The sequence below is a fragment of the Hydrogenophaga sp. NH-16 genome (assembly GCF_004006415.1).
GTDB lineage: Bacteria > Pseudomonadota > Gammaproteobacteria > Burkholderiales > Burkholderiaceae_C > Hydrogenophaga > Hydrogenophaga pseudoflava.
The window spans coordinates 1737041-1758597 of the sequence record NZ_CP029344.1 but is presented as its reverse complement, the minus strand read 5'-3'; the positions used below and the strand labels follow the sequence as shown (position 1 = coordinate 1758597).

Annotated in this window: 23 protein-coding genes and 1 pseudogene; 20 read left to right on the top strand and 4 right to left on the bottom strand. The window is 68.3% G+C overall.

All coding sequences use genetic code 11. From position 1 onward, the window contains the following. Nucleotides 1-20 precede the first annotated feature (20 nt). From traD to DD542_RS08455, 18 genes and pseudogenes are all read left to right on the top strand, one after another. Entirely contained in the window at nt 21-2180 is a 2160-nt protein-coding gene (traD, locus tag DD542_RS08540; RefSeq protein WP_127805070.1) for a type IV conjugative transfer system coupling protein TraD, read from the top strand. Then, the gene (locus DD542_RS08535; protein WP_127805068.1) at nt 2177-2926 is read left to right on the top strand and encodes a TIGR03747 family integrating conjugative element membrane protein; all 750 of its coding nucleotides are present in this window, start codon (nt 2177-2179) and stop codon (nt 2924-2926) included. Before traD ends, DD542_RS08535 begins: the two co-directional genes overlap by 4 nt. 114 nt (nt 2927-3040) lie before the next feature. Continuing rightward, entirely contained in the window at nt 3041-3427 is a 387-nt protein-coding gene (locus DD542_RS08530; RefSeq protein ID WP_127805066.1) for an RAQPRD family integrative conjugative element protein, read from the top strand. Then, nucleotides 3424-3663, top strand: coding sequence for a TIGR03758 family integrating conjugative element protein (locus DD542_RS08525; RefSeq protein WP_006409219.1), 240 nt, complete (start codon nt 3424-3426; stop codon nt 3661-3663). Before DD542_RS08530 ends, DD542_RS08525 begins: the two co-directional genes overlap by 4 nt. 23 nt (nt 3664-3686) lie before the next feature. Then, nucleotides 3687-4052, top strand: a complete 366-nt coding sequence (locus tag DD542_RS08520; protein ID WP_127805064.1) for a TIGR03745 family integrating conjugative element membrane protein — start codon at nt 3687-3689, stop codon at nt 4050-4052. A 12-nt stretch (nt 4053-4064) separates the two neighbouring features. Next, nucleotides 4065-4493: a TIGR03750 family conjugal transfer protein gene (locus DD542_RS08515; RefSeq protein WP_127805062.1), complete on the top strand. Its 429-nt coding sequence runs from the start codon at nt 4065-4067 to the stop codon at nt 4491-4493. Beyond that, on the top strand, nt 4490-5182 hold the full coding sequence (locus tag DD542_RS08510; protein ID WP_127805060.1) for a PFL_4703 family integrating conjugative element protein: 693 nt from the start codon (nt 4490-4492) through the stop codon (nt 5180-5182). The genes DD542_RS08515 and DD542_RS08510 overlap by 4 nt, the downstream gene beginning before the upstream one ends. Then, complete coding sequence (locus DD542_RS08505) at nt 5179-6099, top strand: TIGR03749 family integrating conjugative element protein (protein WP_127805058.1); 921 nt, start codon at nt 5179-5181, stop codon at nt 6097-6099. Before DD542_RS08510 ends, DD542_RS08505 begins: the two co-directional genes overlap by 4 nt. Continuing rightward, nucleotides 6089-7558, top strand: coding sequence for a TIGR03752 family integrating conjugative element protein (locus DD542_RS08500; RefSeq protein ID WP_127805056.1), 1470 nt, complete (start codon nt 6089-6091; stop codon nt 7556-7558). The genes DD542_RS08505 and DD542_RS08500 overlap by 11 nt, the downstream gene beginning before the upstream one ends. Continuing rightward, nucleotides 7539-7973, top strand: coding sequence for a TIGR03751 family conjugal transfer lipoprotein (locus DD542_RS08495; RefSeq protein ID WP_127805054.1), 435 nt, complete (start codon nt 7539-7541; stop codon nt 7971-7973). Before DD542_RS08500 ends, DD542_RS08495 begins: the two co-directional genes overlap by 20 nt. Then, nucleotides 7973-10793: pseudogene (locus tag DD542_RS08490) on the top strand (conjugative transfer ATPase). Before DD542_RS08495 ends, DD542_RS08490 begins: the two are co-directional and overlap by 1 nt. A 13-nt stretch (nt 10794-10806) precedes the next feature. Then, on the top strand, nt 10807-11550 hold the full coding sequence (locus DD542_RS08485) for a thioredoxin domain-containing protein (protein WP_127805052.1): 744 nt from the start codon (nt 10807-10809) through the stop codon (nt 11548-11550). A 194-nt stretch (nt 11551-11744) separates the two neighbouring features. Continuing rightward, the gene (gene radC / locus DD542_RS08480) at nt 11745-12239 is read left to right on the top strand and encodes a DNA repair protein RadC (RefSeq protein ID WP_127805050.1); all 495 of its coding nucleotides are present in this window, start codon (nt 11745-11747) and stop codon (nt 12237-12239) included. A gap of 156 nt (nt 12240-12395) precedes the next feature. Then, on the top strand, nt 12396-12842 hold the full coding sequence (locus DD542_RS08475) for a TIGR03757 family integrating conjugative element protein (RefSeq protein WP_127805048.1): 447 nt from the start codon (nt 12396-12398) through the stop codon (nt 12840-12842). Then, nucleotides 12839-13789 (top strand): TIGR03756 family integrating conjugative element protein, encoded by a 951-nt coding sequence (locus tag DD542_RS08470; protein ID WP_127805046.1) that lies wholly within the window; start codon nt 12839-12841, stop codon nt 13787-13789. Before DD542_RS08475 ends, DD542_RS08470 begins: the two co-directional genes overlap by 4 nt. Before the next feature lie 9 nt (nt 13790-13798). Further along, nucleotides 13799-15202, top strand: coding sequence for an integrating conjugative element protein (locus DD542_RS08465; protein ID WP_006411707.1), 1404 nt, complete (start codon nt 13799-13801; stop codon nt 15200-15202). Continuing rightward, nucleotides 15199-15552 carry a hypothetical protein gene (locus tag DD542_RS08460; RefSeq protein ID WP_006411722.1) on the top strand — a complete coding sequence of 118 codons (354 nt, stop codon included), beginning with the start codon at nt 15199-15201 and terminating at the stop codon, nt 15550-15552. The genes DD542_RS08465 and DD542_RS08460 overlap by 4 nt, the downstream gene beginning before the upstream one ends. Before the next feature lie 15 nt (nt 15553-15567). Further along, on the top strand, nt 15568-17085 hold the full coding sequence (locus tag DD542_RS08455; protein WP_127805044.1) for a conjugal transfer protein TraG N-terminal domain-containing protein: 1518 nt from the start codon (nt 15568-15570) through the stop codon (nt 17083-17085). A gap of 5 nt (nt 17086-17090) precedes the next feature. On the opposite strand, the gene DD542_RS08450 is transcribed toward DD542_RS08455, so the two are convergent. The 3 genes from DD542_RS08450 to DD542_RS08440 all read right to left on the bottom strand — a co-directional run bounded on the left by DD542_RS08450 (nt 17091) and on the right by DD542_RS08440 (nt 18330). Beyond that, nucleotides 17091-17462, bottom strand: coding sequence for a DUF3742 family protein (locus tag DD542_RS08450; RefSeq protein WP_006411717.1), 372 nt, complete (start codon nt 17460-17462; stop codon nt 17091-17093). Nucleotides 17463-17548: 86 nt separating this feature from the next. Beyond that, nucleotides 17549-18013: a type II toxin-antitoxin system YhaV family toxin gene (locus DD542_RS08445; protein ID WP_127805042.1), complete on the bottom strand. Its 465-nt coding sequence runs from the start codon at nt 18011-18013 to the stop codon at nt 17549-17551. Next, the gene (locus DD542_RS08440) at nt 18013-18330 is read right to left on the bottom strand and encodes a type II toxin-antitoxin system PrlF family antitoxin (protein ID WP_127805040.1); all 318 of its coding nucleotides are present in this window, start codon (nt 18328-18330) and stop codon (nt 18013-18015) included. Before DD542_RS08440 ends, DD542_RS08445 begins: the two co-directional genes overlap by 1 nt. Before the next feature lie 313 nt (nt 18331-18643). Between DD542_RS08440 and mobH the strand changes: the two genes are divergently transcribed. After that, on the top strand, nt 18644-20491 hold the full coding sequence (mobH, locus tag DD542_RS08435; RefSeq protein WP_127805038.1) for a MobH family relaxase: 1848 nt from the start codon (nt 18644-18646) through the stop codon (nt 20489-20491). Nucleotides 20492-20517: 26 nt separating this feature from the next. Here the strand turns inward: mobH and DD542_RS08430 are convergent, their stop codons facing one another. Beyond that, a complete protein-coding gene (locus DD542_RS08430) occupies nt 20518-20823 on the bottom strand; it encodes a helix-turn-helix transcriptional regulator (RefSeq protein ID WP_127805035.1) in 306 nt (101 codons plus the stop codon). 104 nt (nt 20824-20927) lie between these two features. Between DD542_RS08430 and DD542_RS08425 the strand changes: the two genes are divergently transcribed. Further along, nucleotides 20928-21554, top strand: coding sequence for a substrate-binding domain-containing protein (locus tag DD542_RS08425; protein WP_127805033.1), 627 nt, complete (start codon nt 20928-20930; stop codon nt 21552-21554). The last annotated feature ends 3 nt before the right edge of the window (nt 21555-21557 follow it).

The window sequence follows — 21557 nt, the reverse complement described above, 5'->3', positions numbered from 1 at the left end:
AGCCAGGTGAAGCGCCCACCATGGCCCACTCCCAAGCCGTCGAAGTCTTGCTGCGGCCAGCGGTGGAGCTTTACACCGTCGCGGTCTGTGCGGGCGCCGCGCTTCTGTGCCTGGTGGCCCCGTGGTCGCTCGCGCTGAGCCCCTTGCTCGGCCTGGGCAGCGCGCTGGCCTTCCTGACCTTCGGTGCGATCCGCTTCCGGGACGCCTGGGCGATCCTGCGCTACCGGCGCAACATCCGGCGCCTGCCGCGCTACGTGATGACCAGCCGCGACGTGCCGGTCAGCCAGCAGCGGCTGTTCGTCGGCCGGGGTTTCCGCTGGGACCAGCGCCACACGCACCGGCTGATGCAGACCTACCGGCCGGAGTTCCGCCGCTATGTCGAACCGACGGCGATCTATCGGGCGGCACGGCACGTCGAGGAGCGCCTGGAGTTCGCGCCGTACCCCCTGTCCAAGCTGGCGAAGGCCCTGGCCTGGGACAGCCCGCTCAACCCGGCGCGGCCGCTACCGCCGGTCGGTGGTCTGCCGCGCCTGCACGGCATCGAACCGCACGAGGTTGACGTCACCCTGCCTTTGGCCGAGCGCGTCGGCCATTCGCTGGTGCTCGGCACCACCCGCGTCGGCAAGACCCGCCTGGCCGAACTGTTCATCACCCAGGACATCCGCCGCAAGGTGGGCGGCCAGCACGAGGTCGTGATCGTCTTCGACCCCAAGGGCGACGCCGATCTGCTCAAGCGCATGTACGTGGAAGCCAAACGCGCCGGACGCGAAGGCGAGTTCTACGTCTTCCATTTGGGCTGGCCGGACATCAGCGCCCGCTACAACGCCGTGGGGCGGTTCGGGCGCATCAGCGAAGTCGCTACGCGCATCGCGGGCCAGCTCTCCGGTGAAGGCAATTCGGCCGCCTTCAGGGAGTTCGCGTGGAGGTTTGTCAACATCATCGCTCGTGCTCTGGTCGAGCTGGGGCAGCGGCCCGACTACCTGCTGATCCAGCGCCACGTCATCAACATCGATGCGCTGTTCATCGAGTACGCCCAGCACTACTTCGCCAGGAGCGAGCCGAAAGCCTGGGAGGTCATCGTCCAGCTCGAAGCCAAGCTGAACGAGAAGAACATCCCGCGCAACATGATCGGGCGGGAGAAGCGCGTCGTCGCGCTGGAGCAGTACCTCTCGCAGGTGCGCATCTACGACCCGGTGCTCGACGGGCTGCGCAGCGCGGTGCGCTACGACAGGACGTACTTCGACAAGATCGTGGCGTCGCTCCTGCCGCTGCTGGAGAAGCTGACCACCGGCAAGATCGCGCAGTTGCTCGCGCCGAACTACTCGGACCTGGGCGACCCGCGGCCGATCTTCGACTGGATGCAGATCATCCGGAAGCGGGCCGTGGTCTATGTCGGGCTGGATGCGTTGTCGGACGCTGAGGTCGCGGCCGCAGTGGGAAATTCCATGTTCAGCGATCTGGTGTCGGTCGCCGGGCACATCTACAAGTTCGGTATCGACGATGGCCTGCCGGGCGCGTCGGCAGGCGTGAAGGTGCCGATCAACGTGCACGCCGACGAGTTCAACGAGCTGATGGGCGACGAGTTCATTCCGATGGTCAACAAAGGCGGCGGCGCCGGGGTGCAGGTCACGGCCTATACGCAGACCATGAGCGACATCGAGGCCCGCATCGGCAACCGCGCCAAGGCCGGCCAGGTCATCGGGAACTTCAATAACCTGTTCATGCTGCGCGTGCGCGAGACCATCACGGCCGAGCTGCTGACGCGGCAACTGCCCAAGGTCGAGGTCTACACGACAACGGTGATGAGCGGTGCCACCGACAGTTCCGACCCGACCGGCAACACCGCGTTCACGTCCAACACGCAGGACCGCATCAGCAGCAACAGCGTTCCGCTGATCGAACCGGCACACGTCGTCGGCTTGCCCAAGGGGCAGTGTTTTGCGCTGATCGAGGGCGGCCACCTGTGGAAGGTGCGCATGCCCTTGCCGGCGCCCGATCCCGACGAGGCCATGCCCAAGGATTTGCAGGAGCTGGCCGGCTACATGCGCCAGCACTACGTCGAGGCCGGCGACTGGTGGGACAGCAAGGGGCTTCCCGGCCTGCAGGATCAGGCGCTGCCCGACGATCTGCTGGCGGACTTCAAGCAGATGGCGAGCGTGGATGAAGGGGCCGCGGCATGAGCGACCCCGCCGTCGCCGTCCAGCGCCAGCAGGTCCGCCAGCAGGGCCTGATCGCGGGGCTGGTCACGCTGCCGTTCCGGCTGTTCGGCGTGCTGTGTGGCTCGCTGCTGCTGTGCATCGTGATCGAGTGCATCGGCATGCACTTCTTCTGGCCCGAGCAGGGCTGGCGCCATGCGCAGGGCATGCTGAACTACGAGCTGTCGCAGGTCTCGGAGCATTTCACGCGCAGCGTGCTGGTGCAGGAGCCGGGGCGCAGTGCGCGGCAGCTCGTCGAGTGGGCCTACCAAGGACTGTTCGTGAAGACCGGGCTGCTGGACTGGATACGCGATGCCGCCTCGCAATCCCGTGCCGGCGCCCACAGCCAGGTGCAGGACTTCCGCTACTACCTCGGACAGGTCTACGTGCACGTGGAGAGCTACCTGATCGCCTCGGCCTACACCGTGTTGGTGTTCCTCGTGCGGCTGCTGGTGCTGATCCTGATCCTGCCGCTGTTCGTGATGGCTGCTTTCGTCGGCCTGGTCGATGGGCTGGTGCGCAGGGACGTGCGCGGCTTCGGCGCCGGGCGCGAATCGGGCTTCGTCTACCACCGGGCCAGGGCGAGCCTAATGCCGCTGGCGGTGCTGCCCTGGGTCACGTACCTCGCGCTGCCGGTCAGCGTGCATCCGCTGCTGATCCTGCTGCCCAGCGCGGCGCTGCTGGGCGTTGCCGTGGCCATCTCCGCGGCCACCTTCAAGAAGTACCTGTAGGCGCGTCGTTCCTTGCGCTGCCGGAAAGCGGTGGCGGGCCGGTTCCGATTGATTGCGGCGCCGGAAGACCGGGCGTTCGAGCATGAGCCATCCGCATCCCCGGAGAACGGCTCGATGGAAACCTTCCGCAGTCCTGCGCATGTCCGGCGCCACGCCATCGCCGCGCCGTTGGCCGCGCTCCTGCTCGCCGCTGCGGGGCTTCAGCCGGCCGTCGCTGCCGATGCCGCCGACAACGCCGCAGAGCGCGAGATGCTCGCCGCGGTGACGCGCCAGCTCGAACTGCTGGATCGCCTCGCCGAGCGTGGAGCCACCACCGCACCGCAGGAGCGCGCCCGCTACCACTTCGACTACGCCCGGCTGCGCGCCGACCTGCAGCGTATGCGCGCAGGCGTGCGGGACTACCTCGTTCCCCAGCGCGCCCAGCCGCGCGATCCCGTGCCGCTGGCCGGCGACTACACGCGCAGCGGCGCGGCCAGCGACAAGGAGGCGCCGTCGCCATGACGCCTTCCGCCGATCAGGTCGCCGCCTTCCAGGCCAACGGCGGGTTCGCGCCCGCGGCCGTCTCCACCGTCGTGCTCGGTTTCGTCTTCGCCGTTCTGCTGCTGTGGGGCGTGTGGGCGATGCGCACCGCCTATGTCGGCTGGGCCGAGCACCACCTGACCCAACGCCAGTTCCTCGGCGTCATCGTGCGCTTCGTCGCGATGTACCTGGTGCTGGGCTTCTTCCTCCTGTCCTGACCACCATGAAAGGGTGTATCGCCATGAACGCTTCGCTGATTCCTCGTCGCCCCGCTGCGCGCATCGCAGCCATGCTTGCCCCGCTGGGCCTCGCTGCCACGCCGCTCGTCTCGCTGGCGGCCCTGCCCACCTTGGAAGACCCGTCGCGCGGCACCGGCAGCGGCATCATGCAGACGCTGCAGAACTACGGCTACGACATCGTGCTGCTGATCGCGCTGCTCGTGGTCGCCTCGATGTTCGTCGGCGTCTGCTACCACGCCTACACGCGCTACGCGGAGATCCACACCGGCCGCGCCACCTGGGGCCAGTTCGGCCTGACGGTGGCGGTCGGCGCGATCCTCCTGGTCGTCGGCATCTGGCTGCTGACCAAGGCCACCGGCGTGCTGTAAGGGCCGGCGACCATGGCTGGCGCCCTGGAGAGCCCGCCGCGCGACGGGCTCGTGACCTTTATGCCGCATCGCCTGAACCGCCATCCGGTGGTCGTGCGCGGGCTCACGGCCGACGAGCTGTGGGTCTGCGCCGGCCTGTCGGGCGCGGTCGGGTTCGTGGCCGGCGTGCCGCTGGCCTGGCTGACCCACAGCATTGCGATGGTGCCCACGCTGGTCGTCGCCGGCATCGGCATCGGCGTCTTCGTGGGCGGCGGTCTGTTGCGGCGGTGGAAGCGCGGCCGGCCTGACACCTGGCTGTACCGCCAGTTTCAGTGGCGGCTCGCGCTGCGCTACCCCGCGCTGGCGGCCCACACGGGCGGTGGGCAACTCATCACCCGCTCGGGCTGGTGGTCCACGCGGCGCCTGCGGCCCAACCCGTCCCTGCGTCGAGGTACAGCATGAGCCGATTCAAGAACGAGGTCGCGCACCTGCAGGCGCATGTGAAGACCTTGCGCCTGGCCGGCGCCGCGCTGTTCGTGGTGGCGCTGCTACTCGGCTTCGGCTGGTGGAGTGCACCCAAGAGCCTGACCATCCACGTGCCGCCCGACCTGCGCTCGGGCAGCACCCGCAAGTGGTGGGACGTGCCGCCGGAGAGCGTCTACGCCTTCACCTTCTACATCTGGCAGCAGGCCCAACGCTGGCCGACCAACGGCGAGCAGGACTACCCGCGCAACCTGCATGGGCTGTCGGCCTACTTCACGCCGAGCTGCCGGGCCTTCCTGCAGCAGGACTACGAATTCCGGCGCAGCAACGGCGAGTTGCGCCAGCGCGTGCGCGGCATCTACGAGATTCCCGGCCGCGGCTACGGCGACGATCCCGCCGCGCGCGTGCGCACCGTGTCGGTGAACGACTGGATCGTCACGCTGGACGTGAGCGCCGACGAGTATCTGGGCGCCGAGCAGGTCAAGCGCGCACTCGTGCGCTACGCGCTGAAGGTCGTGCGCATCGACATCGATCCCGAGCGCAATCCCTTCGGCCTCGTGCTGGATTGCTATGCGCGTGCGCCCGAGCGCATCGAAACCCCGCCGCCCCCGGCGCCAGCCGGCAAGCCCGCCAGCCCCGGTGCCAATCTGCAGGGAGACACCCCATGAAGCGCTGCTTCCTTCCGGCCCTGGCCGGCGTCCTGTTGTGCCTGGGTTTCGTGCCCGCGGGCCATGCCATCGAAATCCTGCGCTGGGAGCGCCTGCCGCTGGCGGTGCCGCTCGTGGTCGGCCAGGAGCGCGTGGTCTTCATCGAGCGCAACGTGCGCATCGGCGTGCCGGCCGGCGTCGGCGAGCAGTTGCGCGTGCAGAGCGCCGGTGGCGCGATCTACCTGCGCGCCAGCGCGCCCATCCCGCCCACGCGGCTGCAACTACAGGACGTGGAATCCGGCGCGCTGATCCTGCTCGACATCGCCGCCGAGCCGGCCAAAGCAGGCCAGCCCGCACTCGAACCCGTGCGCATCGTCGAGGGCGATGTGCCGGCCACCCGCTACGGCGAGCCGGCCAGCCCCTCGGCCACCGTGGACGACGATGCGCAGCGCCCGACACCAGCCGCCCGCCGCGCAACGCCGGTGGCCGTGGTGCTGACGCGCTACGCGGCGCAGAACCTCTATGCGCCGCTGCGCACCGTGGAGCCCGTGGCCGGCATCGGCCGCGTCAACCTGCGCCGCAACCTCGCGCTGGACACCTTGCTGCCCACGCTGCCGGTGCGCGCGCAGGCGCTGGCCGCGTGGCGGCTCGAAGACCAGTGGGTGACGGCCGTGAAGCTCACCAACACCTCCGGGCGCTGGCTCGATCTCGACCCGCGGGCGCTGCAGGGCGACTTCCTCGCCGCGACCTTCCAGCACCCGACCCTGGCGCCGGCCGGTCGCGCGGCCGACACCACCGTGGTCTATCTCGTCACCCGTGGCCACGGCCTGGCCGAGTCGCTGCTGCCCAAGGTGGCGCCGATCGACGCGACGGTGAACCTGCCGCCGGCGGCGGCGGCCGGCCAGGCCGAAGGAGGAGGAGCGCGCGATGAAAAGTAACCCCCTCCTGAAGTGGCTGCTGATCCCGATGGCGCTGGTGCTGGTGTTCGTCGGCATCAAGCTCTTCTCGGGCGAGCGCAGCGCCAGGCCGGCACCTCCCGGCAGCGCCAACCCGCTCACGCCCGAAGAGATGAAGGCGCTGGGCATCGAAGGCGATACGCCGCGCGATACCGTCGCCACGCTGGTGGCCCAGGTCAAGCAGTTGCGCAACGAACTGCAGACGGCGCTCAACGATAACAAGAACCAGAAGACCGAGAACGAACGCATGCGCGCGAGGGAAAGCGCGATCGACCAGCGCATCCAGTCCGCGCTCGACGGCGAGCGCGGCCGCCTGCAGCAGGACCGCGAGCAGTTGGCCGGCGACCGCCAGCAGACCCAGGGCCTGCTGCAAGACCTGCAGCGGCGCCTGGACGGCCTCTCCGGCAAGAGCGGCCAGGCCGACCTGCCGGTGGGCCTCGGGCTGGAGGAAGGCGACGGCAAGAACTTCGGCGGCAACCAGAGCGGCAGTGCGCGCAACACCAACGGCACGCGCTGGGTGGAGCCGGACGATGCGAAACCCTCGGCGAAGAACGGCAGCAGCGGCGGCTTGAACTTCCCGACCAGCTTCGGGCCGGCGCAGAAGACGCTTTCCGACACGGCCGACGGTGTGGCAAGCACCGTCGCGGATGCGGGCAGCCGCGCCGTGGGCGCGTCGGCCAAGCCGGTCTACACGGTGCCGTCGAACTCGACGCTGATGGGCTCGATCGCGATGACGGCGCTGATCGGCCGCGTGCCAATCGACGGCACGGTCAACGATCCGTATCCCTTCAAGGTGCTGATCGGCCCCGACAACCTCACCGCCAACGGCATCGACATCCCCGACGTGGCCGGTGCGGTGGTCAGCGGCACGGCCTCGGGCGACTGGACGCTTTCCTGCGTGCGCGGCCAGATCCGCTCGGTCACGTTCGTCTTCAACGACGGCACGATCCGCACCGTGCCGGAGGACGGCAATCGGAATCGGAGCAGCGGCAGTCAGGGCAGCAGCGCGAACAGCACGACGCAGGGCGGCCTGGGCTGGATCAGCGACCCCTATGGCATCCCGTGCGTCTCGGGCGAGCGGCGCAGCAACGCGCAGCAGTACCTGGGTTCGCAGGCGCTGATCACCGCGGCCGGCGCCGGCGCGGCCTCGCTGATCAAGTCGGACAACGGCAGCGTGGCCGTGGTCGCCAACAGCAACGGCTCGCTCGGCACCGTCGGTATCAGCGGCAACGAGGCGATGGGCCGCATCCTGGCCGGCGGCGTGCGTGACATGGCCGATTGGGTCAACAAGCTCTACGGGCAGGCCTTCGCCGCAGTCTACGTGCGGCCCGGCGCCAAGGTCGCCGTGCATCTGGAGCAGCCGCTCAACATCGACTACGACGCCAAGGGGCGGCGGGTCAATCACCGCATCGGAGGCGCCCATGCGTCGGATTTGGATTGAATCGGCCGCGGCCCTGTGCGCGGTCATGGTGCTGGGCGGCTGCGCGACCAGCAAGGACGAGCTGCTGCCGCACGGCGAGCACACCATGCTCGACGTGTGGAACCAGGAGACGGGCGGCAGCGCCGGTGGCGGACAGGCGGCGCGGCAACTGCTCGATGCGCGTCAGGGCCTGCGCCGGCCGCTGACCGAGGCCGACGTGCAGGCGGCGCCCGCCGCCGCTGCCGCCTACACGCGCACCGCGGCCAACGAGATTTACCGCCAGTTCCACCGGCTGCCGAACCCGGACCTGGTGATGTACGTGTTCCCGCACCTGGCCGGCACCGACCCGGTGCCGGTGCCCGGCTACACCACCGTGTTCCCGCTCTACCAGCGCGTGCAGTACGCGATGCCCGGCGAGCGCCTGGAGGACTACTGATGGCCTGGTCGTTGCCCTGGGCACGCAAGGCCGCCACGCCTGCCGGCCCCGACCTGGATGCCGATGACGCCTGGGCGCAGCATGTCTCGACGCTGGCCGCGCACGGTATTCCCGAGCCCGGTAGCGCGGTGGGCGGCCAGCCGCGCCGGCCGGCCACCGAGGCGGACTTGCAGGCGCTCTACGGCGTGGCGCCGTCCTTCGCCGACCTGCTCCCCTGGGTGGAGTACCTGCCCGGTTCCAAGAGCTTGCTGCTGGAGGACGGCCAGTCGGTGGCGGCCTTCTTCGAGCTGGCGCCGGTCGGCACCGAGGGCCGCGAGATGGCCTGGCTGTGGCAGGCGCGGGATGCGTTGGAGAACGCGCTGCAGGACTCGTTCGACGAACTCGACGAGAACCCCTGGGTGGTGCAGCTCTACGCCCAGGACGAAGCAACCTGGGACAACTACCTGCGCGGGCTCACGAACTACGTGCGGCCGCGCGCTCAGGGCAGCGCCTTCACCGAGTTCTACCTGCGCTTCTTCGGGCATCACCTGCGTGCGATCGCCAAGCCCGGCGGCCTGTTCGAGGACACGACGGTGACGCGCCTGCCGTGGCGCGGCCAGGTGCGGCGCGTGCGCATGGTGGTCTACCGGCGCGCGAGTGCGTCTGGCGCGTCCCGGCGCGGCCAGTCTCCCGAGCAGGCGCTGACGACGATCTGCGACCGGCTCGCAGGTGGCCTCGCCAACACGGGCGTGAAGGCCCGGCGCATGGAGGCGAGCGACATCCACGACTGGCTGCTGCGCTGGTTCAACCCGCACCCCACGATGCTTGGCCCCGCCGCCGCCGACCGCGAACGGTTCTACGCGCTGACCCGCTACCCCGAGGAAGCCGAGCAAGGCGGGATTGAGCTGGCCAGCGGCGACTTCGCGCAGCGCCTGTTCTTCGGCCAGCCGCGCTCGGACGTGGCGAACGGCACCTGGGTCTTCGACGGCATGCCGCACCGGGTCATCGTGATGGACCGCCTGCGCATGCCGCCCGCCACGGGCCACGTCACCGGCGAGACGCGCAAGGGCGGCGACGCGGTCAACGCGCTGTTCGACCAGATGCCCGAGGACACGGTGATGTGCCTGACGGTCGTCGCGACGCCGCAGGACGTGCTCGAAGCGCACCTGAACCACCTGAGCAAGAAGTCGGTCGGCGAGACGCTGGCCTCGGAGCAGACGCGCCGCGACGTGCAGGAAGCGCGCGGGCTGATCGGCAGCGCGCACAAGCTGTACCGCGGCGCGCTGGCCTTCTACCTGCGCGGGCGCGACCTGGCGCAGCTCGACGCCCGCGGCCTGCAACTGGTCAACGTCATGCTCAACGCCGGCCTGCAGCCGGTGCGCGAGGAAGACGAAGTGGCGCCGCTCAACAGCTACCTGCGCTGGCTGCCGTGCGTGTTCGACCCGGCCGCCGACAAGCGCCAGTGGTACACGCAACTGATGTTCGCGCAGCACGCGGCGAACCTCGCGCCGGTGTGGGGCCGCAGCCAGGGCACCGGCAATCCGGGCATCACGTTCTTCAACCGCGGCGGCGGGCCGATCACCTTCGACCCGCTGAACCGGCTCGACCGGCAGATGAACGCTCACCTGTTCCTGTTCGGTCCCACCGGCTCGGGCAAGAGCGCCACGCTCAACAACATCCTGAACCAGGTGACGGCGATCTACCGGCCGCGGCTGTTCATCGTCGAGGCGGGCAACAGCTTCGGCCTGTTCGGCGACTTCGCGGCGCGGCTGGGCATGAAGGTGCATCGCGTCAAGCTGGCCCCCGGTGCCGGGGTGAGCCTCGCGCCGTTCGCCGACGCCCACCGGCTGGTCGAAACGCCCAGCCAGGTGCAGACGCTGGATGCCGACGCCCTGGACGAGGACCGCGACGAGGCGGCACAGGCAGCGGATGCCGACGAGCAGCGTGACGTGCTGGGGGAACTGGAAATCACCGCGCGGCTGATGATCACCGGCGGCGAGGACAAGGAAGAGGCGCGCATGACGCGCGCCGACCGCAGCCTGATCCGCCAGTGCATCCTCGATGCGGCCCAGCGTTGCGTGGCCGACCAGCGTACCGTCCTCACGCGCGACGTGCGCGATGCGCTGCGCGAGCGCGCCCGCGATACGGCAGGGCGTGGACGGCGAGATGTTCGACCGGCCCGGCACGCCCTGGCCCGAGGCCGACATCACCATCGTCGATCTGGCGACCTTCGCACGCGAGGGCTACAACGCGCAGCTTTCCATCGCCTACATCAGCCTCATCAACACGGTCAACAACATCGCCGAGCGCGACCAGTTCCTCGGCCGGCCGATCATCAACGTGACGGACGAGGGGCACATCATCACCAAGAACCCGCTGCTTGCGCCCTACGTCGTCAAGATCACGAAGATGTGGCGCAAGCTCGGCGCCTGGTACTGGCTGGCGACGCAGAACATCGACGACCTGCCCAAGGCCGCCGAGCCCATGCTCAACATGATCGAGTGGTGGATCTGCCTCTCGATGCCGCCCGACGAGGTGGAGAAGATCGCGCGCTTCCGCGAGCTGAACGCGGCGCAGAAGGCGCTGATGCTGTCGGCCCGCAAGGAGGCCGGCAAGTTCAGCGAGGGCGTGATCCTTTCCAAGAGCATGGAAGTGCTGTTCCGTGCGGTGCCGCCCAGCCTGTACCTAGCGCTGGCTCAGACCGAGCCGGAGGAGAAGGCCGAGCGTTTCCAGTTGATGCAGCAGTACGGCATCGGCGAACTGGATGCCGCTTTCAAGATCGCCGAGAAGATCGACCGCGCCCGCAGCATCGAACCGCTGGCGCTCGATGCGCTGGCGTGACGGGGAGTCCACGATGCGCATCCCTCGATTCGCGCCGTCCCGCACCGTCCTTATCGTCGCGCTGCTGGTGGCCGCGGCCCTGACCACGGCCGCGTGGCTCGGCCTGCAGCCGCCGTCGCCCGCCGAGCCCGCTTTTCCTTTGGCAGAAGCAACGCCTGCGCCGGCAACGGCACCAGCCGGCCCGCCCTGGCGCTATGGCCGCGCCGATGCGCGCTTCACGGTGGTCGAGTACGCCGACCTGGAATGCCCGTTCTGCCGCGCGTACTTCGCGGTGCTCAAGCGCTGGATCGACGCGCACCCTGACGTGAGCTGGCAATGGCATCACCTGCCGTTGCCTTTGCACGAGCCGGCCGCTTCCGCCGATGCGCGCCTGGTGGAGTGCGTCGGCGAGGCCGGCGGCCAGGCGGCGTTCTGGCAGGCCGCCGAGTGGGTCTACACGCACACCCGGGGCGACGGCCAGGGCCTGCCCGAGGGCCTGCGCTATCCCGACCTCACGCCGGCCGCGCAGCAATGCCTCGACAGCGACCGCCCCGATGCGCTGATCCGCGCACAGTCGGCGAGCGCGGCGCAGGAGGGCATCAAGGTCACGCCCACGCTGCGCCTGCAGGATCGCCAGTCCGGCAAGACGCTGCTGCTGCACGGCCCGGTCGAAGGAGATGCCTTGCTGTCCGCGATCGACCTGCTGGCGGCCAGTGCAGCGGCCGAGCCCGCATCGAAGGAAATGCCTGCCGAGTCTCTCGGCGACATGCCCAGGTAGCCACGATCTTCAAGGCTACGACGCGGCCTGACCGCGCTGATCGACCCCGTTCGCTTCGCATCCCTGGACGCGAACAGCCACTGCGCATGTGGTGGCGGATGCCCGCTCTTCTGCCGCTCGTTCTTCATCGTCCCCCGGAGGGTTTGTCCCTTCCGGGACAGGCGTCCTCCGACTTCATTCCGTGGAGGTTCGCCATGTCCTATGTCGTAGCCGACTCGCGTCCCGAGTCGCTCAGCCTGATCGCCGCCCAGCACGAAGACTGGATCATCCGCCAGGCCATCACCTTGCTGGAACAACGCATCTTCAAGGCCGGCCCGATGCTGAACAGTCCCGCCGCCGTGCGCGACTACCTGCATCTGAAGCTGGTCGCGGAGCCCAACGAGGTCTTCGCCGTCGTGTTCCTCAACTGTCAGCACCAAGTCCTCGCCTACGAGCCGATGTTCAAGGGCACGGTCGATCAAACCTCGGTTTACCCGCGGGTGCTGGTGCAGCGCGCCCTGGCCCTCAACGCCTCGGCGGTCATCCTGGCCCACCAGCATCCATCCGGCATGACCGTGCCTTCGACCGCCGATCAGGCGCTGACCGACCGGCTCAAAGCCGCCCTGGCGATGGTCGATGTCCGCGTGGTGGATCACTTCATCGTCGGCAAGGGCACGCCGTACTCCTTCGCCGAATCCGGCCTGCTGTAGCGGCGCTGACCGCCTGGTCCCCGCGGGAGCTTCGGCTCCCGCTTTTCTTTCGCCTGTCTGCCCAAAGCGGAGCGCGCGCGGTGCGCATTCCTTGTCGCGGGTGGACTGCCTTCGGCGTTCGACTAGAGCCTTGCTCTCATTCCCAGGACGCCCGCCATGACGGCTCCCTTCTTAAAATCCATCCCGCGGCTGCGGGCCACGCGCACCGCCTGCGCGGGAGGGCTGCTGCTGTGTCTGCTCGGCCAGGACGCATCCGCAACCGACGTGCTGGTTGTGACCGACAGCCGCCATCCCGTGCAGTCCGCATCCGACGCGCGCGTGATCGAGCTGGACCTGCCCGAGCGCATCGAGGCGGAACTGGCCGCGGGCCTGCCAAACGACCCCAGCCGAGCAGCCGCGCTCGTGCAGCAGCGCTTGCGCGATGGCGGCCAGGCACTGCAGCGCCGCATCGGCAGCGCCTATCAGGGCGTCGCCGATGCCTGGGGCCTGGGTATCGCCAAGGTGCCTGCCGTGGTGGTCGATCGCCGCTACGTGGTCTACGGCGAGCCCGATGTCGCGCGCGCCGTGGCCCGCATCGAATCCCACCGGAGGGCACAGCCATGAACCGCCTGCTGTCGGCGTCGTCGCGCCGGGCCCGCCTTGCCATCGCTTCGGTGCTGCTCGGCGGCGCCGCTTCGACGTTCGCGCTGAACACGGCCACCATCGTGTCCTCGGCCCTGTCGCCCGACTGCCTGGAATACCGCGTCGTCGGCATCTGCTACTGGCTGTTCTGCACCTGGACGGGTTGCACGGTGCGCACCTCGGTGAAGGTGCGCCACTACGTGCCCGACGCGGTGGTATCGAGCTACAGCAACACCGGCGAGAACCCGTGGATCGAGGTGCGCGCCATGAGCATGCCCAACCCCACGGCGCAGGCCGGCGGCGACGGGACGACGAACCACGACAACGAGAACAACCTGGCGAAGTTCAAGAACGCCGACGTGATCGGGCATCCCGGTGGTTCGGTGTTCAGCCAGTTCGCCAGCGCTTCCGGCTACGCCTGCCAGGGCGCAGGCACGGCCTTCATGCCGTACCTGCTGAGCACGCTCGACACGCTGGCCTGGCGCTACAACGTGCCGGAGATGGTGTACCCCGAGGCGCTGATCCCCGGCATGCGCGAGATCGGCGGCCGCACGACGCTCAACCTGTGGGGCAACGTCTATCCGCGCGGCGGCTTCTTGCACCAGACCGACGACTACAAGAGCGGCGCCGTCGTCGCGCAACGCGCGGGCGATGTCGTCACGCGGCGCATGCAGCCGCACGTCTACCAGCCGCTGCTCGCGAGTTCGAGCGACGGCTACTGGCCGGCCGGCGCCCTGGTGGAGAGCGATGCCTCCACCGGCAAGTGGCAGGAGCTGACGCCGACCCTCTCCAACTCCTGCGCGGTGTTCCCGCACTCCAACACGCGCGTGCAGGCCCAGCAAGGCGACTACGCCTGGGCGCTGTGGCGGCCCTATGCCTGCTGCCAGCGCCGCGGGCAGGTCTTCCTCGGCAGCGTCGATTTCCTCTGAGGTGTTCCCATGAAAGCGTCTCTCTCCCGTTTCGCACAGCGCGCCAGGCCCTACGCGCTCAGCATCGCGCTCGCCTGCGCCGTCACGGCAGCAGCAGGCGTCGCCTGGGCGCAGACCCGCATCACCCCCACCGGCGTCGGCGTGAGCGGCAGCGTCATCGGCGACGACGTGCTCTACAGCATCGGCGGCGGCCGCGCCGTGTCCATGGGCGGCGCCGGGAACATGCAGAGCATCGGCGTGGGCATCGGCTGGAACAGCAACCTGATCTGCGGCGACATGAGCATCACGACGACGCTGCAGAACCAGTTGAACGGCATCACCAATGGCTTTCAACAGATCATGAGCAACGTGATCCAGAGCGCGACCAGCGCCGTCGCCTCGCTGCCGGCGCTGATCATCCAGCGCGCCGATCCGGGCCTCTACAACCTGCTGACCAACGGCGTGCTGCAGGCGCGGCTCGATTTCGACCGCAGCAAGTTGACGTGCAAGGCGATGGCCAACCGGATGGCGGACATGGCCGGCGGCCAGGCCGGGTGGGATCAGCTCGCCGAAGGCTTCGCGCTGCGCGATGCGGTGAGCAGCACCGATGCGGTGTCCGCCGTCGAGCAGGCCGAATCGAACAAAGGCAACAACGGCGTGCCCTGGGTGGGCGGCGGCAACGCGGGCGGTTCGGGCCAGGGCTCGATCAAGGTGGTCGGCGACGTGACCCGCGCCGGCTACAACCTGCTCAACAGCCGCGGCGTTATGGACACGTCGTCCATCCCGCGCGCCTCCTGCGGCAACCGGCTGACCTGCCAAACCTGGTCCTCGCCGCAGGCCGCCGCCGACTTCGCAACCCGCGTGCTCGGCGAGCGCGAGCAACGCACCTGCGAGACCTGCACCAAGACGCAGACGACGCCCGGCGTCGGCCTCACGCCGGTAATCCAGGAAGAGTACGAGACCAAGCTGCAGGCACTGCAGGAGCTGGTGACGGGCGCGAAGCCGACGACGGTGGCGAACCTCGAAGCGGCCGGCAGCAACTCGCTGCCGATCACGCGCGGCGTGATCGAGGCGCTGCGCGACGAGCCCGATCAAGACCTGCTGGGCAAGCGCCTGGCGTCCGAGGCCGCGCTGTCGAGCGTGCTGGAGAAGGCCCTGCTGTTGCAGCGCACGCTGCTGACCGGCAAGAAGGAGCCGAACGTCGCCGCCAACGAGCTGGCTGTGAAGGCGGTCGATCAGGAGAACACGGCGCTGGAGCAGGAGATCAACAACCTCAAGACCGAGCTGGAGCTGCGGCGCACGCTGGCCGCCAATTCGGCGATGGCGATCGTGCAGCGCCACGGCACTCGCGCTGCGGGCTCGCGCGGCATCTTCGAGGGCGACACGACGCGCGACCGGCTCAAGGAAGTGCAGAAGCCGCGGAGCGGGCCATGACCAGCCGGGCCTGGCTGCGGCCGGCATGGCTGCTCGGCCGCCGCGTCGGCATCGTGCTGCTGTGGGTGCTGCTGGTGGCGGGCATCGCGGTCGGTGTGAACGTCGTCGGCCTCCATGTCGTCGGCAGCATCGACGGCTGGGAGCAATGGCTGCGCGAGCACTCGGGCCACTTCCTCGTCTGGCGGCTACTGCTCTACGCAGCGACGGCCTACGGCTGGTGGTGGATGCGTCGGCGCCTGCGCGAACGTGAGCCGTCGGCCGAGACCCATCAGCGCCTGCTGCGCGTCGAGATCGCGGCCGTCGCCACCCTCGTGCTGCTCGAAGGCAGCCAGCTACTGCGCAATGGCTGAGCCCCGGAGAACGCCATGACGCTCAACACAACGGACTACCTGGAGTATTACCTGACCCTGGTCGGGTGGATCGTCAGCAACGGCATCTGGAACATCCTCGTGGCCAGCGGCGTGTTCGCGCTGCCGTTCGTGGTCATGGTGGTGCAGGAATGGCTGCGCGCGCGGGCCGAAGGCGCGGACGAGGGCAACAAGGGGGTGCTGTCCTCGATGCGCATCGAGAACCGCGTGTGGGTGGCGATCGTCGTCATCCTGTTCGCCGGCATCCCCTTCATTCCGGTCGACCTCAGCACCATCAAGTTCGACACGACGCGCTCCGCGCAATGTCAGGTCAGCGTCCCGCAGCCCACCGACACGGGCTGGTCGAACGCCTACACCACGCTCAACAACCAGAGTGCGCTGGTGCCGGTGTGGTGGTTCTTCATGCACGCTATCTCGAAGGCGGTGACGGGCGGCGCTGTGGCGGCGATCCCCTGCGGGACGGATCTGCGTCAGATGCGCATGGACGTGGATGCCACGCGCATCAATGACCCGGTGCTGGCCCAGGAGGTTGGCGACTTCGTGCATGACTGCTACGGCCCCTCGCGTGCCAAGCTGTTCATGTCTCGGCCCACGCTCTCCGACGAGCAGATGAACGACGTGACCTGGATCGGTTCGAGCTACTTCCTGAACAACGCGGGCTTCTACGACACCTACCACTCCAACACGCCGCGCACGGCCTGGCCCTACGACGCGACGCGCGATGCGGGGCTGGCCCAGGTGGATAGCGGCGGGGGCTACCCCACGTGCCGGCAGTGGTGGTCAGATGGCGGCAGCGGCCTGCGCGCGCGCCTGCTGGCCCAGGTCGATCCCGACCTGCTGACGCGCATCGGCCGCTGGGCGGGCTTCCTGTCGCAGGGCGAGGTGAACGACTCGGTGATCCGCGCCGTGGTCTCTCCGCGGCAGCAGAAGATGAACCAGGGCTCGGTCTATACGGACTACGGCGGCCAGATCGAGAAGACGCTGCCCAACGTCGTGACGCGTGGCGCCGGCGACCTGGGGCTGACCATGGGCTCGCTGGGCTTCTTCCCGGCGATGGACGTGGTGCGCCAAGCGCTGCCGATGGTGCTGTCGCTGCTCAAGATGGCGCTGGTGATCTGCATCCCGCTGGTGCTGGTCTTCGGCACCTACGAGCTGAAGGCGCTGGTCGCCGTGAGCTGCGTGCAGTTCGCGCTGTTCTTCGTGGACTTCTGGTTCCAGCTCGCGCGCTGGCTCGACAGCACGATCCTCGACGCGCTCTACGGCTGGGGGTTCGGCGCGAACCGGCCGCACAGCAACTTCGATCCGCTGATCGGCCTGAACAACGCCTTCGGCGACATGCTGCTGAACTTCGTCATGGCGACGATGTTCATCGTGCTGCCTACCTTCTGGGTGGCTGCGCTGGGCTGGGTGGGCGTGCGCGCGGGAACGGCAATTCAAGGGCTGGCGGCAGGAACCAGGGACGCCCAAGCCGCTGGCGGCAGGGGTGCGGGTGTCGCTATGAAAGCAGCGAAGTAACGCCTCTAGGCTTGCTCGTCTTCTGGATCGTGGGGGTCGATCCGGTAGTCATCATGGGTGTAGAGGCCGTACCCGGCAGGGCCGTATCGCCATTCCGGCTTGTGTTCCTCGTCGTAGCTCCCATCGTCGTTGCGGACTACCCAGGCGCCGACCAGCGCGAACGCAAGCAACAGCGCCAGCCAGAACGCGGTGTAGAGCAGGACACCGATCGCAGCGAGCTTGACGGCCAGCAGCGCGGCCTTGGCAATGCCAGGCGCCCATCCCCGCGCGAGCAGCCAGCCCTGCGCCCGCCGATCCAGACGCGCGCAGCTTCGCCACGCCCGGCCCAGTGTCCGGCCGAGGCGTTCTGCGAAGGTGGTCTGTGCGGCGGTCTTCATGGTGGCTACCTCATGTTCATCCTGTCGTGTGGCTGTGATCCCTGTCCATATCGCGATTGAATCCTGTGCAGTTCTTCAACCGCGGCCTAGCCTTTGTCCGTTGCTCGCCAGTCGGCCTTGCTTGCGGCCACCAGCGCCGCCCAATCGTCCGGCGGGTTGCCGCGGCCCAACATCTTCTCGAACACCGCATAGGGGTCGGACTTGCTGCCCGTCGACCGCAAGGTCTGCTCGTCGTTGACCCAGGCGAACACGATCGCCTTGGCCTTGGAGTCGTAGCGGAAGAACAGTCGGAACCGCCGACCGATCTTCGCGCGCCGCCAGTGCCGGTAGGCCGGCCCCAAGGTGTTGCCCTGGCGGAATTCGTCGCGCGCGGGATCGCTCGGCACGGCATCCATGATCAACTGGCTCAACGCCCGGAACAGCTTGACGTTGGCGTTGCTCTCGAACCCCTGCGGGTCGTTCTGTTCGGCCCGTTCCGCGGCCGCGTGCAGCTTGCGCAACTGCTCGATCACGCCCTCGTGGAACAGGAGCGTCCAGCCGTGCCGCTGCATCAGAGCGCCACTTCGCCTTCGATGTCTTCATCGAGGTTCACCGGGTGGTGCGCGTTGGCCAGCATGGCCCGCGCCAGATCGTCCGGCAGGGACTGGACGTGTCGCCCGGCCCGGATGTCCGCTTCCAGCAGCCCCAGGAAAGCGCCGATGGCCGGGTCTTCATGGTCGGCGTCGGCGCGGGTTACGACGACTTCGCCGCCGCGCAGGTCGAACGCCACTTTGCCGCCGGTGTCCACGCCCAGCGCCTGCCGGATGGACTTGGGCAGCGTGATCTGACCCTTGGAGGTCAGCGTCGCGACTTCGTGGATTTCGGGCATGGCGGCACTCCTGATGGCAACGCCTGAATGGTAAGGAAATTTCCTTACCTTGTCAATCTGGGTGTGCATGGTGCTCCGTCCGGTCGATGAAACGGCTCCATCGTAGGGGCGGCACAGCCAGCCTTCCCGTATCAATCCGACTTGGGCCAAACCCGCATTGGTTGTGGTCTGGCAGGCGTCGTTGCCCTATATCCAAAGGTTTCCGTAAAGGCCAAAGGGCTGGGGAAGGGGCAAGGGAATGGGGCCAAGGGGAAAGGCCCTACCCGAAAAGGCCAAAAGGCTCTCCCGACCGGCCCGCCGTCCGGGGTTCGCCATGCTCTCGCTGTTCCAACGCAAACGGGTGCCGCCCGCCGCCAGTGCGCCGACGCCCAAACCTTCCGCCGAGCCCGGCAAAGGGCTGATGCGGCCGGAGCCGGCCGCATTGCTGCTGGCGACACCCCGCCGGCAGAAGCTGCTGGAACACATCTGGCAGCGCACCTCGCTCTCGCGCCGGCAGTTCGCCACGCTATACCTCGCCCCGCTGGAACGCTACGCCGAGCTGGTCCAGCAATTTCCCGCGTCGGAGGCCCATCACCACGCCTATCCGGGCGGCATGCTGGACCACGGCCTGGAGATCGTCGCCTACGCGCTCAAGCTGCGGCAGTCGCATCTGCTGCCCGCCGGCGCCACGCCGGAGGCGCAAGCCGCCCAGGCCGAGGCCTGGACGGCCGGCACCGCCTACGCGGCGCTGTTGCACGACATCGGCAAGATCGCGGTCGACCTGCACGTCGAGTACGCGGACGGCACGGTCTGGCACCCCTGGCACGGCCCGCTGCGGCGGCCGTACCGCTTCCGCTACCGCAGGGAGCGCGAATATCGGCTGCACAGCGCCGCCACCGGGCTGCTCTACGCCCGGCTGCTCGATCCCGGCATCTTCGACTGGCTCGCCGGCTATCCCGACCTCTGGGCCGCGCTGCTGTACGTGCTGGCCGGCCAGTACGAGCACGCCGGCATGCTCGGCGAACTGGTCGTGCAAGCGGACCAGGCATCGGTCGCCCAGGAACTCGGCGGCGATCCCAGCAAGGCCCTGGCAGCACCCCGGCACGCATTGCAGCGCAAGCTGCTCGATGGCCTGCGCTACCTCCTGAAGGAAGAGTTCAAGCTGAACCAGCCCCAGGCCTCGGATGGCTGGCTGACCCAGGACGCGCTCTGGCTGGTGAGCAAGACCGTCTCGGACAAACTGCGCGCGCATCTGCTGTCTCAGGGCATCGACGGCATCCCGGCCAACAACACGGCGGTGTTCAACGTGCTGCAGGATCACGGTATCGCCTTGGCCACGCCAGACGGCAAGGCGATCTGGAAGGCCACCGTCACCAGCGATGCCGGCTGGTCGCACAGCTTCACCTTTTTGAAGCTGTCTCCGGCCATGGTCTGGGATGCGGCAGACCGGCCGGCACCGTTCGCGGGTCGCGTACAGGCCGACGCGGAACAAGGGGTGCCGACGCCACAGGCACCGGCAGCCGAAGCGCCGGGCCTGGAAAGCGCCGATACCGTGCCACCGAGCACCGCGCCGACCGCGCCCGTGCCCGCCGACAACGGCGTGGCTGCGTTGCTCGATCTGCTGAGTGACACGGCCCCACCCGTAGCGCCGGAGCCCCCGAGCGACCCCGAGCCGGCCTCGCCACCGTCGCCTACGGTGCTGCCGCAGGTGAGCCCCGCGCCATCTCGGGATCGGCCGGAGCCTTCCGGCGAGCATTTCATGGCCTGGCTGCGTCAGGGCATCCAGACGCACAAGCTCATCATCAACGACGCCAAAGCCCTGGTGCATAGCGTCGCGGGAACGGCCTACCTGGTGAGCCCCGGCGTCTTCCAGCGGTATGCGCAAGAACATCTGCAAATTGCCGCACTGGCGAAACCGGAGAACCTGGAGGGATGGCAGTGGGTGCAGAAGCGTTTTGAGAAACTGAGCCTGCACCGCAAGCAAGCCAGCGGGTTGAATATCTGGACCTGCGAAGTCACGGGGCCGCGCAAATCCAGGCGACTGCACGGCTACCTGTTGAGCGCTCCCGAAGCGCTGTTCCAGGAAATGCCTCCGGACAATCCATACCTGCGCCTCCTCACCGAGGCCGTAAAGCGCGAAAATTCAGCCGCCGGTAATAAGAACGACAACGAACAGGGGTAGACAAGGGGCCACGGCGCGGGCCGGCTTCAGTCCGCGGACTTGGGCGTAGCCGTCTCTGCCAGCTTGGCTTCAGTCAGCGCCATCAAGTGGGCAGAACTGCATTTCAGCGCACGGGCGATTTTGAGAATGAGGGGGAGCGTGGGGACATGCTCTCCACGCTCGATCTTTCCCATGTGCGAACGCTCGATTCCTGACAGATGGGCCAGCGTTTCCTGGGCGATGCCTTGACTGGTTCTTTCTTCGCGCACGGAGGCCCCAAACGCGATGGCTGGTTCCGCTTCGTAGGTTGTTGTGCCGGTGGGCCGGCCTCTCTGAATCGAACGCTTTTGCATTGCCAAAAGCGTCGAGGATTGACACGATATAAACCACGTTAAACTTAACTCACGAGAAGCGACTTCATCGGTCGTCGCGAGTTCACTGCCTGGGGGAACTGGACGTGAAATCGAGCGATGCCTCCACTGAAATCCGGGTGGCTGTGCTCGGCGAGTGGGTGCCTTCACCGCTTGCCGACTTGCTGGCGTTACAGCGCGCCGAAGAGCCAGAAACCGCCACTGCTTTGATCGGATGCAGTGCCACGGCGCAGGCGCAGGAACTGCCGCACGATAACTTTGACCTAGCCCTGTCCACAGCCGCCTGGGAGTGGCCGGGCTGGGTGTGCGAACCGTTGTGGCATGACACGCTGGCGGTCGCCGTCGCCAAGCGCTCGCACCTGCTGTCCTACCGTGAAGTGCCTCGCCAAGAACTGCTCAAGCAGCCGTTGATCTGCGCGCAGTCAACGGCCGACGAGCCGTGGCGCGCGGTGGCGCAGCGCCTGTTCGAGGACGAGCTGCAGGGCCGCGAGCAGGTGGTCAGCACCTTCGACATGGCCATGACGCTCGTTGCAGCGGGCTACGGCATTGCCTTTGCGCCTGCCGCAAGGCTGGCCAGCTACCTGTGCCGAGGCATCGCCGCGCGGCCGCTGGCCGGCTCACCGGCCATCGTGATGGCCTATCTGCTGCGTCCCTGCACGTCCTTGACCGAGCCCCAGGAGCGATTCGCGCGCCGCGCCCGTTCCGTGTCCTGATGA

Coding starts and splice junctions, on each gene's coding strand:
- DD542_RS08520 (WP_127805064.1), top strand. CDS start 3,687: ATGAACGCTTCGCTGATTCCTCGTCGCCCCGCTGCGCGCATCGCAGCC.
- DD542_RS08445 (WP_127805042.1), bottom strand. CDS start 18,013: ATGCAGCGGCACGGCTGGACGCTCCTGTTCCACGAGGGCGTGATCGAG.
- DD542_RS08535 (WP_127805068.1), top strand. CDS start 2,177: ATGAGCGACCCCGCCGTCGCCGTCCAGCGCCAGCAGGTCCGCCAGCAG.
- DD542_RS08525 (WP_006409219.1), top strand. CDS start 3,424: ATGACGCCTTCCGCCGATCAGGTCGCCGCCTTCCAGGCCAACGGCGGG.
- radC (WP_127805050.1), top strand. CDS start 11,745: ATGTCCTATGTCGTAGCCGACTCGCGTCCCGAGTCGCTCAGCCTGATC.
- DD542_RS08510 (WP_127805060.1), top strand. CDS start 4,490: ATGAGCCGATTCAAGAACGAGGTCGCGCACCTGCAGGCGCATGTGAAG.
- DD542_RS08495 (WP_127805054.1), top strand. CDS start 7,539: ATGCGTCGGATTTGGATTGAATCGGCCGCGGCCCTGTGCGCGGTCATG.
- DD542_RS08465 (WP_006411707.1), top strand. CDS start 13,799: ATGAAAGCGTCTCTCTCCCGTTTCGCACAGCGCGCCAGGCCCTACGCG.
- DD542_RS08500 (WP_127805056.1), top strand. CDS start 6,089: ATGAAAAGTAACCCCCTCCTGAAGTGGCTGCTGATCCCGATGGCGCTG.
- DD542_RS08530 (WP_127805066.1), top strand. CDS start 3,041: ATGGAAACCTTCCGCAGTCCTGCGCATGTCCGGCGCCACGCCATCGCC.
- DD542_RS08475 (WP_127805048.1), top strand. CDS start 12,396: ATGACGGCTCCCTTCTTAAAATCCATCCCGCGGCTGCGGGCCACGCGC.
- DD542_RS08455 (WP_127805044.1), top strand. CDS start 15,568: ATGACGCTCAACACAACGGACTACCTGGAGTATTACCTGACCCTGGTC.
- DD542_RS08505 (WP_127805058.1), top strand. CDS start 5,179: ATGAAGCGCTGCTTCCTTCCGGCCCTGGCCGGCGTCCTGTTGTGCCTG.
- DD542_RS08460 (WP_006411722.1), top strand. CDS start 15,199: ATGACCAGCCGGGCCTGGCTGCGGCCGGCATGGCTGCTCGGCCGCCGC.
- DD542_RS08450 (WP_006411717.1), bottom strand. CDS start 17,462: ATGAAGACCGCCGCACAGACCACCTTCGCAGAACGCCTCGGCCGGACA.
- DD542_RS08515 (WP_127805062.1), top strand. CDS start 4,065: ATGGCTGGCGCCCTGGAGAGCCCGCCGCGCGACGGGCTCGTGACCTTT.
- mobH (WP_127805038.1), top strand. CDS start 18,644: ATGCTCTCGCTGTTCCAACGCAAACGGGTGCCGCCCGCCGCCAGTGCG.
- DD542_RS08430 (WP_127805035.1), bottom strand. CDS start 20,823: ATGCAAAAGCGTTCGATTCAGAGAGGCCGGCCCACCGGCACAACAACC.
- traD (WP_127805070.1), top strand. CDS start 21: ATGGCCCACTCCCAAGCCGTCGAAGTCTTGCTGCGGCCAGCGGTGGAG.
- DD542_RS08485 (WP_127805052.1), top strand. CDS start 10,807: ATGCGCATCCCTCGATTCGCGCCGTCCCGCACCGTCCTTATCGTCGCG.
- DD542_RS08440 (WP_127805040.1), bottom strand. CDS start 18,330: ATGCCCGAAATCCACGAAGTCGCGACGCTGACCTCCAAGGGTCAGATC.
- DD542_RS08470 (WP_127805046.1), top strand. CDS start 12,839: ATGAACCGCCTGCTGTCGGCGTCGTCGCGCCGGGCCCGCCTTGCCATC.